This is a genomic window from Spirosoma aureum, assembly GCF_011604685.1.
Classification (GTDB): domain Bacteria; phylum Bacteroidota; class Bacteroidia; order Cytophagales; family Spirosomataceae; genus Spirosoma; species Spirosoma aureum.
Genome location: NZ_CP050063.1, coordinates 4,984,251 through 4,997,863 on the forward strand (window position 1 = coordinate 4,984,251; position 13,613 = coordinate 4,997,863).

General features: G+C 44.7%; 14 protein-coding genes. 9 read left to right on the forward strand and 5 right to left on the reverse strand.

From position 1 onward, the window contains the following. Window positions 1-3: 3 nt before the first annotated feature. From G8759_RS19740 to G8759_RS19750, 3 genes are all read left to right on the forward strand, one after another. Window positions 4-465 carry a nuclear transport factor 2 family protein gene (locus G8759_RS19740; protein ID WP_167211230.1) on the forward strand — a complete coding sequence of 154 codons (462 nt, stop codon included), beginning with the start codon at window positions 4-6 and terminating at the stop codon, window positions 463-465. Window positions 466-1,663: 1,198 nt separating this feature from the next. Continuing rightward, a complete protein-coding gene (locus G8759_RS36195) occupies window positions 1,664-1,798 on the forward strand; it encodes a hypothetical protein (RefSeq protein WP_262890615.1) in 135 nt (44 codons plus the stop codon). Window positions 1,799-2,377: 579 nt separating this feature from the next. Beyond that, window positions 2,378-3,325: a polysaccharide lyase gene (locus tag G8759_RS19750; protein ID WP_167211236.1), complete on the forward strand. Its 948-nt coding sequence runs from the start codon at window positions 2,378-2,380 to the stop codon at window positions 3,323-3,325. A gap of 760 nt (window positions 3,326-4,085) precedes the next feature. On the opposite strand, the gene G8759_RS19755 is transcribed toward G8759_RS19750, so the two are convergent. From G8759_RS19755 to G8759_RS35965, 3 genes are all read right to left on the reverse strand, one after another. Continuing rightward, window positions 4,086-4,409: a hypothetical protein gene (locus G8759_RS19755; RefSeq protein ID WP_167211239.1), complete on the reverse strand. Its 324-nt coding sequence runs from the start codon at window positions 4,407-4,409 to the stop codon at window positions 4,086-4,088. Between the two features lie 174 nt (window positions 4,410-4,583). Further along, the gene (locus G8759_RS35960; RefSeq protein WP_167211242.1) at window positions 4,584-5,021 is read right to left on the reverse strand and encodes a sensor histidine kinase; all 438 of its coding nucleotides are present in this window, start codon (window positions 5,019-5,021) and stop codon (window positions 4,584-4,586) included. An 80-nt stretch (window positions 5,022-5,101) separates the two neighbouring features. After that, window positions 5,102-5,836 carry a GAF domain-containing protein gene (locus tag G8759_RS35965; RefSeq protein ID WP_167211246.1) on the reverse strand — a complete coding sequence of 245 codons (735 nt, stop codon included), beginning with the start codon at window positions 5,834-5,836 and terminating at the stop codon, window positions 5,102-5,104. Window positions 5,837-6,112: 276 nt separating this feature from the next. Here G8759_RS35965 and G8759_RS19770 point away from each other — a divergent pair, with 276 nt between their 5' ends. Both G8759_RS19770 and G8759_RS19775 read left to right on the forward strand, forming a co-directional pair. Continuing rightward, window positions 6,113-7,156: a Gfo/Idh/MocA family oxidoreductase gene (locus G8759_RS19770; protein ID WP_167211249.1), complete on the forward strand. Its 1,044-nt coding sequence runs from the start codon at window positions 6,113-6,115 to the stop codon at window positions 7,154-7,156. Then, window positions 7,153-8,445 (forward strand): MFS transporter, encoded by a 1,293-nt coding sequence (locus G8759_RS19775; protein WP_167211252.1) that lies wholly within the window; start codon window positions 7,153-7,155, stop codon window positions 8,443-8,445. The genes G8759_RS19770 and G8759_RS19775 overlap by 4 nt, the downstream gene beginning before the upstream one ends. 317 nt (window positions 8,446-8,762) lie before the next feature. Here the strand turns inward: G8759_RS19775 and G8759_RS19780 are convergent, their stop codons facing one another. Then, complete coding sequence (locus tag G8759_RS19780) at window positions 8,763-9,212, reverse strand: hypothetical protein (RefSeq protein ID WP_167211254.1); 450 nt, start codon at window positions 9,210-9,212, stop codon at window positions 8,763-8,765. Window positions 9,213-9,681: 469 nt separating this feature from the next. Here G8759_RS19780 and G8759_RS19785 point away from each other — a divergent pair, with 469 nt between their 5' ends. Both G8759_RS19785 and G8759_RS19790 read left to right on the forward strand, forming a co-directional pair. Further along, window positions 9,682-10,215 (forward strand): collagen-like triple helix repeat-containing protein, encoded by a 534-nt coding sequence (locus G8759_RS19785; RefSeq protein ID WP_167211257.1) that lies wholly within the window; start codon window positions 9,682-9,684, stop codon window positions 10,213-10,215. 614 nt (window positions 10,216-10,829) lie between these two features. Continuing rightward, complete coding sequence (locus tag G8759_RS19790) at window positions 10,830-11,465, forward strand: hypothetical protein (protein WP_167211261.1); 636 nt, start codon at window positions 10,830-10,832, stop codon at window positions 11,463-11,465. A 99-nt stretch (window positions 11,466-11,564) separates the two neighbouring features. Here the strand turns inward: G8759_RS19790 and G8759_RS19795 are convergent, their stop codons facing one another. Then, window positions 11,565-11,984, reverse strand: a complete 420-nt coding sequence (locus G8759_RS19795; protein ID WP_167211264.1) for a hypothetical protein — start codon at window positions 11,982-11,984, stop codon at window positions 11,565-11,567. 181 nt (window positions 11,985-12,165) lie between these two features. Here G8759_RS19795 and G8759_RS19800 point away from each other — a divergent pair, with 181 nt between their 5' ends. Beyond that, the gene (locus G8759_RS19800) at window positions 12,166-12,627 is read left to right on the forward strand and encodes a hypothetical protein (RefSeq protein WP_167211267.1); all 462 of its coding nucleotides are present in this window, start codon (window positions 12,166-12,168) and stop codon (window positions 12,625-12,627) included. Window position 12,628: 1 nt separating this feature from the next. Further along, the gene (locus G8759_RS19805) at window positions 12,629-13,609 is read left to right on the forward strand and encodes an LPD1 domain-containing protein (protein ID WP_167211270.1); all 981 of its coding nucleotides are present in this window, start codon (window positions 12,629-12,631) and stop codon (window positions 13,607-13,609) included. The last annotated feature ends 4 nt before the right edge of the window (window positions 13,610-13,613 follow it).

A 13,613-nucleotide genomic window follows, 5' to 3' on the forward strand; every position in this document is an offset into this window, starting at 1 on the left:
TCTATGAAACATAGTACTGTTGCCTTGCTTTTCAGCTTTGTATTAACCAGCGCCTTTGCTCAAACGAACACCGATGATGTGACTGGGGTTCGGCAGGCCTGCTTCAATTACATCGATACGTTTTACAAAGCCGATACTACATTGGCTTATCAGAGTGTACACCCAACTCTTCAGAAACGTGGCTTTGCGTTCGAACAAAAAACGGGGAGTTACTCGAAACAGTTGGAAATGCCTTTTCCGGCCTTGATCCGGCTGGCGAAAGTGTGGAATAAAGAAGGCAAACGCGCTAATTCTGATTCACCCCGGCAAGTCGATGTATTTGAGGTAGCCGACAAAACAGCGATGGCCAAAGTGACGGCTGTTTGGGGTATCGATTACCTACACCTAATCAAGGAAAATGACCACTGGATGATTGTGAATGTACTGTGGCAATCTCCTCCCAAATCATTGCAGGTCATTAAATAGTTGCCTTAGTTTTTCGGACAAGACACGTTCATTTTAGCAGGGAATGCTGAAGGGAAAACAATGAAAATCAATGACAAGCTCACCATATTGAAATCCCTTCAGCGTTTTATAAAAACCCTCGGTATACGTATGTAGGTCCGGATAAAGAGTGATTATCTAACCGGAATCCCCAATTTGCATTGCCTGTATTCGCATCTATAGCAAACAGATTTCCCTCAGTATTTGTGACATAAACCGTTTCCGCTGAATCTGACTCTTCGGGTGTTGTACTGGCCGGTTTACAGGTAAGAAGGGAAAGGCAGACTAAGAAAGACACAACAAAGTGGATAATTACCGAAGGGGCCACCAGCAGCAAGCGCATACAGAGAATTTTTTATTTATGGAGGTTAAGTATGCAGCTTTAATTAACTCACTTTCTTACTTATTTATAGCAATAGAGAACAAATCGATATGCCCAAAACGGCTTGACGCTGGATTATGTAAAGCGTGTTCGTAATCTCTATAACTCTTTTTTACAAATCCCTAAGCGGCCTATTTCATGTGTATCACCGGGGGCAGCATGAGTGGGGATAGGATTGAATCTGGCAATGTACGGGTCGTCAATTGTTCCAAATAACGAACCAAGTGCAAGATCGTTGGGGAGTTCTGCTATGGTTGTCAGAACGACAGGCGTATCCAGTTTATAGGCCCCTCAGTGATGATCGTATCGTCCAATCCAAACTTTACACCCATCTATATGTATTGCTGATTAAGCCTCAATGGTCATGGACTTCGTCACTCATAACATTCAAACTCTGCGGTAATATATTCTCTCACGGCTACGCTAACTCCATGAATGATGACTGTATCCAGCAAATCATGACGATAAACAGCTAACAACTCGTACATGAACTCAGGGGGTATCCAAGCCAATGCTGAAAGTGAATACGCAACCCCAATGGATAATTTTGCTCCCCCTTTTTTGGTTTGACGATTCCGGATCTTCGCCAAATTCAGGACGCATTGACCAATCATCCGTGTAAATTCAGTGAGATATTGCAACACCAGGATTCACTTTGCTACACCATTACCATCTTTCTGCATACCAACCGGTATCTGAAAACGCATTGCCGACCGGATCTGGCTTCCTGGCAGTACTACAATTCACTATATGTTCAATTGTCGCACCCTACCAGTAATATGGCTGAAAGGCTCTGCTATGCCAACGAATCGCAAAAAATCAATTTATGCCTTTGGGTACGAATATCAGAAGGTTGTCATTATGCTCTCCAATATCATACCCACTGACTACTATCAAGAGGGGGTTGCATCGATGGCCCTGACGACCGATTGATTAAACTAGCTGGGGTAATCGACCGGATCAACTACCTGCATGGCCTGGATAAGCTTCGATTAGCTTGCCAAATGTCAATCCGGAATGGCCCATGACACGGGCGCAATTGCCTTTGCGATATACTGTCCTGTGGTCGTATCCAGTAACTGCAAAATAATTTAGTTACTAGAACAATATTGGCTCTACCTAGATCAAAAGGTAAACTTCCTTTATCATCCTGGTCAAATGATGCTAGAAGAGTGACGGGTCTTTTAGAAAGTGCTTACGTTTCGTTCTTGCTGAATGTTACCGAATAGGAGTCTATATTAATAAAGTACAATACTACAACAATTAACATTAAGAAGTCATTAAAAGATTAAAACTGCATTAAATAAGCAAATTGTGCGCTTCTTGCGTTTCTGAGGGCTTTTATTAAAAAAGAATTAAAGGAAATTATTTTTCGAACAAGAGTCAATAAACTGAAAAAAGTACAAACTGTACCAAAAACCTAAAGAATCTTACAGTTCATCGAATCCTTCCCCTACAGGCGCTATTTCAGGGCCAACTTTGATCAAGCAAAAGGCAAAAACGATCAAAGAAATGAACTACGTTACGAACACTCAGTCCACTTCAACCAACAAAAACAAGACTTTTTCTAACCTCACCACCAAAGCACTACGTTTGTTTATTCTCTTAGTCCTAATTCCCTTATTTAACCTTAGTCTGAGCAGCTGCTCACAAAGTGACAGTATCGCTCCCGAAAGCGAAAATCACTCGGCGGCTCGGGAAAATGCCAGTATCCTGAATGTAGATGGGTTTGAAAGCGATAAAGTTGGTAGCTTCTGGTCAAAGGAACTCTTCACCCCCACAGCAGGTAAGCTTGTCAATGACTTGCATCGAGTAGGTAACCAGGCTATGCGTTTTTCCTGGAAGCCTAGCCAGGCCAATGGTACCAACAAGATGCTTCATTCTGAACTAGCGACATCCGCCATTGCACCGGGCGATGTAGCTGAACGCTGGTATGGCTACAGCTCCTATATGCCATCGGCTTCAATGGCAAAAGACGACCAGACGGTAATTGTTAGCCAGTGGCACGGCGTACCAGACCCCGGCTTTGAAGATAGCGTTCCTCCTCTATGTATTGAATTAAATTCAGATCGATTGAAGCTGTGGTATTGCGCATCGAATGTAGCTATCACCAAAGCGCTCCAAAACTCAACAAGCAACAAGCGGCTCGATTTGGGTGCTGCCATCTACGACCGGTGGGTGGATTATGTGGTTCACGTAAAGTGGGACCCAACCGGTAAAACCGGTTTACTCGAAATCTGGCAGGATGGCAAGCGGATTGTAAACGAACAAGGCATTTCCATCGGTTACCCACAGCAACGCAAACCCTATTGGAAGTGTGGTCTTTATTGCTGGATGGCAAAGGCCACTTACGAAGAGAAGAGCATCTATTATGACGAAGTACGCATTGGTGGGCCTTCAGCCAACTATGACGCGGTAAAACCTGGTCGCAATGATAATTCAGCGAAAGTCCAGTTTTAAATGAATTAAGTCAGCCTTTGGTCAATTAAATAATGTACGTCATCTGCCAAAAGTGGACAGATTCAGATGAAAAGAGATGAGGGTCTGTTAACCACATTTGACTCACTGATAAACAGGTCTAAGCAGGGATTACATCTACGATTATGATTGACTCTTACATAAAGGAACAATACGGCTATGTGCAATCGGTCAAAGGAATTCAGCCAATCATTGCCACCTAGTTACTGATTATTACCAATGAATTCAAATCCATCACGAATCCTAAACAACTAACCTTTGCGACCTCCCCTTCCATGCTGGGTAGTCCCATTTATATAATCGTTCGCATTAAGTTGATTCATAGCGTTTTCGTTCCGGCGGGAATCGCTATGTTCTATGCAGGTGAAAATATAAAGATTTTTATTCCCCCCGGTGCTGGCTGAACATAGAAATCGATCCGATCAGCTGTTAATAGACGTATAGCCGTCGAATAATGCCGGTTTACGGGTAACTGGTTGAGCCGTCTCTGGGCGACTAGAAGAGGAAATTAGACATAACTAAGGTGATTTGACTGAAACAACCGCGGTAGTGCGCCATTACGACGCCGTCAGTTGGCCGTTGCCGTAGGCTTATTGAATTGCCGCAGTACCGTATCACCTCTTTCTATTTCCACCGCCCCGGCTATTTTGTCTAATTTTACCTGACGACGTACAAGGACTGTATTAATTAAAGTACAACAGCTGATTTATTAATATAAAGCTTGTTGGTGAATTAAAGACAGCTACTTACCTGCTCTTTTTGTTGCCACAAGCACGACACCATTTTTGCCTTTCAGACCAAAGCGTCTGATTAAATCACTGTTTGAAACGGGTGAAAGAACAGTGATACTTTGAATATCATTAGGGTTAATCTTAATACTACCCTTTTCTTGAGGGTTGACAACTTCAACATTGTCAACCAGCCAAAGAGGTGGGCCATCTGCTCCATTAAGAAACTTATTGACAGTCGGTGCCGGTGGAATTCCATTGCTTATCTTGCTACAGCCCAAAAAGCTAAGGGCCAAACAACCGATCAACGCAGCGAGAAGAGTATCTTTCAGTTTCATAGCCAGCTGTTTAAAGGTTTGAATTAGATCTATAAGGCCTTACCTATCAGCAAAATACTGCTTTGAGATAGAAATGTTTGTGAGCTCTAATCAGATAATGAAAGACCCCTAGATAAGCCAGCTGACTGACCACTTTATGAGGTCGTTAAGTCATAAGTTAAAGTGGCAATAGCGCTAACTTTTTGCGAGCGGTAAAATAATTGATAAAGTAGTGCCTTTTCCCAATTCAGATTGGGCCGATATAATCCCAGAGTGATTGCGAATAATTTTGCGACAATAGGCTAGCCCAAAACCTTCGCCCTCCCGAACACTGTTAAATGGGACCTGAGAAAATATATCAAAGATCTTTTCAAGTTGAGATCGCTCAATTCCAATCCCATTATCCTGGATCTGGATTTCGACAAAATCAGACTCGGTCACTGACAGAAGCGGATGACTTAGTTGAGATTTCGACAATTCCCTAACTGAAACCGATATAACGGGTGCCTCAGCTTGTTTAGAGAACTTTAGTGCATTGGCGAGCAAATGATAAAAAACATGCTCCAATTGCACCGGTATACCTTTTACGAGGGGTAATGGTTCGCTTCTAAAGGTTGCATTTCTGGCTTTCACCTGAGAACTTAACTGGTAGTATACATCAGCAATGATTTCGTTCAGATCGACAAGTTCAAAAGACGAATCCTCATCATCGTTTAGCTCTGAAATACGGACAGGTCCTTAATCATTACTGATAATTTTTGGGCACTTGAATCGATTTTAAAGGCAATGCTCTTTGCTTTATCGACATCGTTCTTTTCGGTTGCATCAACCAGCAGGCCACTAAATAACCTGATTTTTCGAAGCGGCTCCTGAAGATTATGATTGGAAATATGTCGAAACTGGCGGTTTTCGTCGTCGGAATCCAGAAGTTTCTGATTCAAATTTTGAAGCGCAATCGTACTTCGTTCGAGTAACTCTGACTGCTGTAAATGGAAGGAGATCAAATCCGAAAATAAACTGAACATGCCAATAATCTTCGAATTGTTAAGTAGAGCGGGTTTGGGGTCAATGGCACAAAGTGTACCAAAAAATGCACCGTTTTTCAAAATGATAGGAAAGGAAATATAGCTTTGAAATCCATACATTCGGGGTGTCGGATGATTGCAGAAGTCATCACTCTCCTCGACGTGATCAATAATTACTGCCTGATGGCTATCCCTGATTTCATTGCAAATCGTTGTTCCGATCTCTAGTTCTCCACCAGAAACCAGGCCAAACTGAATATCGTCACGAACACTGCATGCGATCCATCGATCCTGAGTTACGCGGGCAATGGCGGCAAACCCCATTCCTGTAGACTGGCAAACTACATCAAGTATTGTCGGGACGATGGAGAGTTGCCTTACGCGCTCAATATCCTTAATTAAATTACTATCAGAATGAATCATTATGCGGACAGAATACCAATCAAAGATAGCGAATAAGCATAAAAGTGTTGTATTCCTGGTTGCCATATAGTCATGTATCCCTCTGAAGTCAATTTGAAAACAAATACTTAAAACGAAATGGGTAGAAGGGTGTCTCAGTCGATGATGCCTATACGCAAAACTGATTTTACGCGATTGACGCTAATTATTTAGCGTATCTGGTACAGGAGATAAGTATGTTGAAAGTGCTTTCCCCTCTGTATTCTGAGTTTTTCATCTTTTTTCTGCCTTTTTAGTATGCCTTCTGTTGTTCAGGTTGGATTAGTTGGCTTTGGTTTGTCGGGACGGTATTTTCATGCGCCGTTCCTGTCCGTTAATCCACTATTTCATCTAAAGAAAATAGCCAGTAGTCGTCCCGACGCTGTTCATCAGTTCGATGAGAAGATAGAGTGGGTGGCAACGGCTGATGAGCTATTTGCCGATCCGTCTATTGATCTCGTGTTTATCTGTACACCCAATGAGACCCATGTTGAGTACGCCCGGAAAGCACTGGAGCATAAAAAACATGTTGTGGTCGAAAAGCCGTTTGCCATTACTGAATCTGAAGCCATTGAATTGCTGGAGCTGGCCGGGCAGCGGGGTTGCCTGGCAACCGCATACCAGAATCGCCGGTGGGATTCTGATTTTTTAACAATCAAACGCTTGATGGCCGAAGGAGCTTTAGGAACCGTTGTTGATTATGAATGTCGGTATGATCGATTCTCGCCTATAGACCCGAATGCCCGAAGCTGGAAAGAACAACCGGGCGTAGGCCGAGGAAACCTCTATAACTTAGGACCGCATTTACTCGATCAGGCATTAAACCTGTTTGGTGATCCCGATACGGTTCAGGCTACCATTCGAATCATTCGCCCCGATAGCCAGGTCGCCGATTATTTTGATATAAAACTGGGCTATGCTGACAAGGTCGTCCGGCTTGAGTCCAGTCTGATGATTTATCATAATCAGTTGCGTTATAGTCTTCATGGAACTGAAGGTTCGTTTATCAAAGGTGGTTTAGATGCACAGGAAGAACGACTACGACTCAATCAGCTGCCGAATGAGGCTGGATGGGGGGCCGAGCCTGACGATCGCTGGGGTACACTTTACCGCGATGGTCGGGCCGAGTTGGTCGAAAGCCTGCCGGGTAATTATACCCCATTCTACGACAATTTGTATGAAACCATCGTAAATGGAGCAGAACCCGCTATTACACCTGCCGAAATTCGACGGCTTACCCGCGTAATCGATTTAGCCGTGGAAAGTAATCGAACTCAACGGGTCATGCCCTATGCTCTATGACCAACTACCGCTGGAGAATCGTTGGATTGCTGTTTGTTGCTACGACGATAAATTACCTGGACCGTCAGGTCATCAGTCTGCTCAAACCGACTTTAGAAACCGTTTTTAACTGGACCGAAACTGATTATAGTCATATCGTTATGGCGTTTCAGGCGGCCTATGCCCTCAGTTACGTTGCATTCGGCCGGCTGATTGACAAAATCGGAAGCAAAGTAGGCTACCTGATCGCTGTATTTTTGTGGAGTATAGCCGCCGTTCTGCATGCTGTGGCAACGAGTACATTCGGGTTTGGCGTATATCGTGCGTTGCTGGGGTTGGGCGAGGGTGGAAATTTCCCTGCGGCTATCAAAACCGTGGCCGAGTGGTTTCCGCGGCAGGAACGGGCACTGGTGACGGGAATCTTTAACTCCGGAACAAACATTGGTGCTGTTGTGGCTCCCATCCTGGTTCCCTGGGTACTGGGCGTATACGGTTGGCAGGTCGCTTTTCTGCTGACTGGCCTGATTGGCTTTGTCTGGCTCTTTTTCTGGTGGTGGAACTATGACAGCCCACAACAACACAAACACGTGTCACCGCAGGAACTGGCCTATATTACCAGCGATGCAGAAAGTAATGAAGGAAACTCCGCCATTCGTTGGATCGACCTGATTCGGTACCGCCAAACGTGGGCGTTTATTTTGGGGAAGCTCTTGACCGATCCGGTATGGTGGTTTTTCCTGTTTTGGTTGCCCTCTTATTTTGCGTCGTCGTTTAATCTGGATCTTAAGAAACCAAGTCTCCCGCTAATTTTTGTTTATACTGCGGCTACCCTCGGTAGCGTGGGGGGTGGTTATCTGTCAGGGTATTTCCTCCGGCTGGGCTGGACGATCAATCGTTCGAGAAAAACGGCCATGTTGCTTTATGCAATGTGTATTGTCCCAATAGCCTTAACCCGTTATGCGACCAGCATCTGGGAGGTCGTTGGCTTGCTAAGTCTGGCTGTTGCTGCACACCAGGCCTGGAGCGCCAACCTTTTCACTCTGGTATCGGATATGTTTCCCAAAAATGCGGTTAGCTCCGTCGTTGGGCTTGGTGGCATGGCTGGTTCGCTGGGCGGGCTACTTTTCCCGATTCTGGTAGGGTCTTTGCTGGACACCTACAAAACCGCGGGAGACATTTCGATTGGCTATAATTATCTGTTTGTATTATGTGGGAGTGCCTATCTGCTAGCCTGGCTGTGCATTCACCTGTTTGCTCCGGCCATGAAGCCAATTAAATTGCCAGATGCTTTACCGGAAGTAGTATCGTGAAACTACCCATGATTTTGAGCGCAAAAACAAGTTAGTGAACAGCATTATTCCTTTTGAAGGAGACTTGGGAAAGAACATTTCCGATTTTACGAACCATATGACACCTATCAGACTATGGATTTGCCGGTTTCAGGTATTAAAACCAACGCGGAGTTCATGATTAGCAATTTAAAGATCTTTCAGCCCCAGCTTCCGTTCAAACCGTTTGTGTTGTATGAGATCAATGAAAAGTGACTGGCTTAGAAAACGTTCTATTCATACCAAACAAAAACCGGGTTGTGTCTTCTTTTGAATTTAAGTTAAGCATGATTGGTCATTTACTCTAGTTGGGCGACCTGCTTGAATAGCTCATTCTGGCAAAACGATTGGGCGTGCTCCATGGAGACAACAAACCTTTTTCGTATGGATCGGTAATGATTGATCAACCTAACCTGTTCAGCCGTGGGAGATAGACGCTGTTCCGCTCGCTCGATGAGTACATCTATTCGTTGAATATTTAACCAATTAGCCTTAATTATACTTTGGTGGCTCGTCAGTAAACGCTGGACAATTTCTACATGTCCACTTTCACATTTAATCGCCTGCCCGATGGGCTTTAGGTCGGAAATCGACTTAGACGGTTCAGCGGATAGTTGATCGTGAAGGCTACTGTAAAACTTGATCAGTTGAGTTTGGGTATCCTTATCAACTTGATCAATATATTTTTCGAGCGTACGATGGAGGTACTTTTCAAAAAACCGATTGAACATTTGATCGTTGTTTTCCATTGCAGGTTGGATAGATAGAGGTCTAAGTTATAACCTTTTAGGTCAATAAGGAAATTCATTGAGGGATTAGCAGTTTATTTAGGCCATTAAATGTTTACTATTTATTTTCAGGTCAACAAGGAGAGTAAACAAAAATTTATATACACAAAACGGCCAACTTTTTTTTGGACGCTACTACTGGGTTAATTAGTGAGGATATGGTCATAAAAAAGCCTGGACTAATGATCCAGGCTTTGCGCTTCTATCCACATGCTATAAAATATGATTCAGAAAGTAAGACTTTCGTGTTAGGCCTAATTCGCTGGTTAAAAAAAGTTTACTTTAATTAAATAGTTGCCTGGAAAATAGTACTACTTATACTGATAATTAGCGTATTAGTACGTGGTTTATACGTGAAAGATTGCCTGGGTGTGGAATGCTATCGACATTGGGAAGAATATGGATTACCACCCTTAAAATCACTAATTCCATGAGCCACTTACAGGGTTTTTCTTTAACTACCTACCTCGTTATGTGTCTGTTGTGTTTTCAGCAATGTCAACCTAAAGCAGGTGATCCAGGACCGAAAGGGGATACAGGGGCCAATGGCGCTCAAGGAGCAACGGGACCGGCAGGTTCAGCTGGTGCAACCGGAACCGCCAACGTTCAATATTCTCCCTGGATCACAACCACTTTTTCCGGAAGTTCAAATGTCTATGTAGGCATAATAAATGCGCTCCCTATTACGCAGGATGTACTTGACAAAGCCGATATACGTATCTATTGGAAAGATGGGGATCGTGTAATTAGTCTTCCTTATGCCGAGACAACTGGCAACACAACGCTTACTGTTCACGTACGATTTTATGTCGCTCGAATTGAAGTAAGATTGGCCTATTTGCTAACCCCCCAGCAATTCAGGTATGTCATAATACCAGGCGCTACATTAGTTGGAGGCCGAAAAGGGAGTGTTGATTATACCGACTACGAAGCTACAAGACAAACCTTTAACATTCCTGATTAGCGCAGCATATAAAGGTTCCTGCTATGAAAGCTAAATTAGCCATCGGCCAATGACTATTCAGCAGATAGTTGAATTGACGGCTAAAGTTCAAACTACCTAAAAGGTAAATGACGATGAACGCTTTAACAGTTTTTGGTCTAATTGTTGTCACTATTTCTTCCATTTGCTATTATCTTCAAGACCGGTCAAAGTGGTGGACATTCGGTTTCGCATTATCTTGCATATTATGTTCCAGCTATGCTTTTTTGGATAACTATTGGCCGTTTGGAATTTTAATGGCGATCTGGTCGCTTAGGGGCTTTTACCGTTTATGGCTGGGCAGAAATTCAAACTGAAAAGCTACCCCCATAAATGAATAAAGACTCTTTTTCATTCATAAAGACAGTGTAAATGTTAAAGATTTCTATTCTACACATACCAGATTCGAACAGTAGCTGTTTAGGTTCAAACTATTCTTTACAGATTTGAAACGATGATCAAACGGTTCCAAGATCGTGCGAATAATGCTTCTCGTCAAAGTAGGCTGTATACTGTTATCCTTTCCAGAATATAGATCAATCAATGAAGCCCAACCATTGCCCTTTGACCATAGCTTTATCAAATATAACCTGGGAATGCCCTACCAACCGCTCCGGGCAACCCTCAATAAATACATTCCGACGACTGGTATCCGGGCGGTTCTGGTGCACCACGGGGTGAACGACCGCAACGATAGCAACCGGCAGCAATTTGCTGATCAGTACCGAACGGTTATTCAGCATAGCCGGGAAACCTATAAAATTCCTGACGTCGCCTGGCTGCTGGCGATGGAAGATGGTGGTATCGAGATTGATTCGGAGCAAATGCGTGCAGGAACCAGTGACGTACTGGCCAGTGAACCCAATTGCTACGTGGGAGCTGATTTACTGGCTTTACGGCAGCAACGTGCGGGACGTGACGATACGATTCACTTACGGGTAGACGATTGGGACGCTTACGCGACACTTTGGGCTAATTCACTCTTGGCGGTCATCAATAAAACCAAACCCAAATCGGCAGTCCTGGCCACCGAATACACTAGTAACGTGGTCAGCACATCGGTGCTCGGCATCAGCAATGCGCGGGTGTTTTTGCCCAATTCGGAAATCGCTTTTCTGGCTGTGGCGGTTGGAATAACGGCAGCGCTGTTTCTATCCAGAAAGCTCATTCCTGCCCTGATTGCGCTCTGCTTTGTTACCTACGGTTTGGGGCGTTTACGGTCAACGCCCTAATTGGCTTTCATGGGTACCCATTCACCAGCGGTGTTTTTGGTATACCATTTACCATCCAGACTAACCCACGGCCCTTTACCCGGCAAAATGCCCTGACGCTTACCGGTTGAACTGACGCCGGAGTTCTTCGACGTAGGCTTTGTGCTTTTTAATGTGGCGGTCTTCATAGGTGATGTAGGAGGTAATTATTACTGCAAACAGGGTATCGGGGCAATCGGTTCGAGACTCAATGGTAAAGGTAGTAAAATAGTATTTGCCCCCATATGATGAAATGGCATAGTAATTATTGGGATCGTCTGATTTAGGCGATTGAGTAATATACAGATTGCCAGAAAGCATTTTAGATACCTGGCTAAATCGCAGATTATGAAACCGGGATTTTGCCGTGGGTGCGTCCAGATCAGCCCGGTAGTTTTCCATGAAATGATCGCAATTAGTGGTCTGCCAGAAGATTTCGGCCCGTAAGCCGGGGGTTAACATGAAGGTAGTATTCTTAGGTAAGTGACTCGACTTTTTCATGGACTTAAAACGAAACAGACAGACTTTGGTCACGCAAACTAACGGCGATTGCCGTCATTTTCACACGTCTTGGGTTAAGTACAACGCTGTCAGCAGATGGGCAAACCGCTGGTTTGCCCACTCTCTCACCGATGCTATCCCGGACGCTCCTGTCCGATCGGGAGCTATACTTTGCTAATCGATGCTTATTGGCTTTAAAAATAGATTTCATGAAAACGACCTGGCCGGGGTACTGATTGCCGCCAGTACGGGTTCAAACTGGATTCACACGGAGCTGATCTACCCCGATGGTGTATCCGTTTCGAGTTGGGCCCAAACAAAGGGCGTAGTGGCTCGCCCCACCACCGAAACCCTGAGGAACCCAACCTATTGGGAAGTCTATGACCTGGGACGTTTCGACACGGCCGGTTTAGATGCGTTCATACGCTCCCAGATCGGTAGGGGCTATGACTGGCAAGGTGTGTTTTTTACCTACGGACTGCCCTTACAAAAACAGGCCTGGGATAAGTGGACGTGCGCGGAACTGGTGTATTTCGCCCTGGTGCATTATACGCCGGTGGATCTGCCAGGTACCCAAACAGCCGTAACACCTGGCCAGCTTCGGGCCATGATTAAGAAAGCAGGCTATAAACGAGTGATTTAAGATGTTGCAGCTCAAGAAACCTATCGGAACAGTAAGACCCAAGGAAAGACGATTGGGCCTGGTACCCGTTTTTGCCAGTCAGAAATATGTCGATACCAATACATGGGTAAGCGTTGGTAGTCGGGTAAATGCCTATTGGGATGAGAACGGGTTTACGCCGATCTACAAAGGCTTTTCCAGAACAAAACGAACCGTATCCGCAGACGACATTAACCGGGCGGTGATTAAGTTCCGCTTGAAGGGAATTGAATTTGGTAACTGGCTAACCAACGAAGATGCCTACAATTACCTGGCTGCTTTAGTGATTGCGCTCAATGATCTAACCAGGATCGTAGGGTACAGTAATATTGGGTTGAATGGTACGATAGGCATTGCCTTTGGTGCCCGTGGCTCCCAACGGGCAGCCGGACATTTTGAGCCGGATACGTTTATGATCAATTTGACCCGCTATAAACGCTACATCGAAGATCTTTCGGGTAGGCGCATCGATGTGCCTAAGCAGGTAAAGTTCATGGAAACGGGTGGTGTAGGGGCGCTTGCCCATGAATACGGACACGCCCTGGATTACTTTTTTGGCACGTTCGTCGAGCAAAGCAAGTTTTACCGCTCCCTGACCTACGGTTCTGATACATCACTCATTACCAAGAACATCGACAAAAAAGGCTCACTCAGGTATCAAATGACTGAAATCATCCGGGCCATTCAACAGACCAGATCCTATCGATACATGCGTAAAAGCCTGGTCACGAAAGGGGAATCGGATTCGTACTGGCTTCGGCACAATGAGCTTTGGGCGCGGCTGTTTGAAGTGTGGGTGAACTACAAAATGCGGGAAAAAGGCATTACCAACCGGTTCCTGCACAAAGAGAAATACAAGTCCTTAGCCAAGTCGATCGGCTGTTACCAAACCCAAACCGAATTTTCCAAGATACGGCCGCTGGTGGATCGGCTCATACTTGACATCTCTAAACAGGCTAACTAATAAG

Coding starts and splice junctions, on each gene's coding strand:
- G8759_RS19740 (WP_167211230.1), top strand. CDS start 4: ATGAAACATAGTACTGTTGCCTTGCTTTTCAGCTTTGTATTAACCAGC.
- G8759_RS36195 (WP_262890615.1), top strand. CDS start 1,664: ATGCCAACGAATCGCAAAAAATCAATTTATGCCTTTGGGTACGAATAT.
- G8759_RS19750 (WP_167211236.1), top strand. CDS start 2,378: ATGAACTACGTTACGAACACTCAGTCCACTTCAACCAACAAAAACAAG.
- G8759_RS19755 (WP_167211239.1), bottom strand. CDS start 4,409: ATGAAACTGAAAGATACTCTTCTCGCTGCGTTGATCGGTTGTTTGGCC.
- G8759_RS35965 (WP_167211246.1), bottom strand. CDS start 5,836: ATGATTCATTCTGATAGTAATTTAATTAAGGATATTGAGCGCGTAAGG.
- G8759_RS19770 (WP_167211249.1), top strand. CDS start 6,113: ATGCCTTCTGTTGTTCAGGTTGGATTAGTTGGCTTTGGTTTGTCGGGA.
- G8759_RS19775 (WP_167211252.1), top strand. CDS start 7,153: ATGACCAACTACCGCTGGAGAATCGTTGGATTGCTGTTTGTTGCTACG.
- G8759_RS19780 (WP_167211254.1), bottom strand. CDS start 9,212: ATGGAAAACAACGATCAAATGTTCAATCGGTTTTTTGAAAAGTACCTC.
- G8759_RS19785 (WP_167211257.1), top strand. CDS start 9,682: ATGAGCCACTTACAGGGTTTTTCTTTAACTACCTACCTCGTTATGTGT.
- G8759_RS19790 (WP_167211261.1), top strand. CDS start 10,830: ATGCCCTACCAACCGCTCCGGGCAACCCTCAATAAATACATTCCGACG.
- G8759_RS19795 (WP_167211264.1), bottom strand. CDS start 11,984: ATGAAAAAGTCGAGTCACTTACCTAAGAATACTACCTTCATGTTAACC.
- G8759_RS19800 (WP_167211267.1), top strand. CDS start 12,166: ATGCTTATTGGCTTTAAAAATAGATTTCATGAAAACGACCTGGCCGGG.
- G8759_RS19805 (WP_167211270.1), top strand. CDS start 12,629: ATGTTGCAGCTCAAGAAACCTATCGGAACAGTAAGACCCAAGGAAAGA.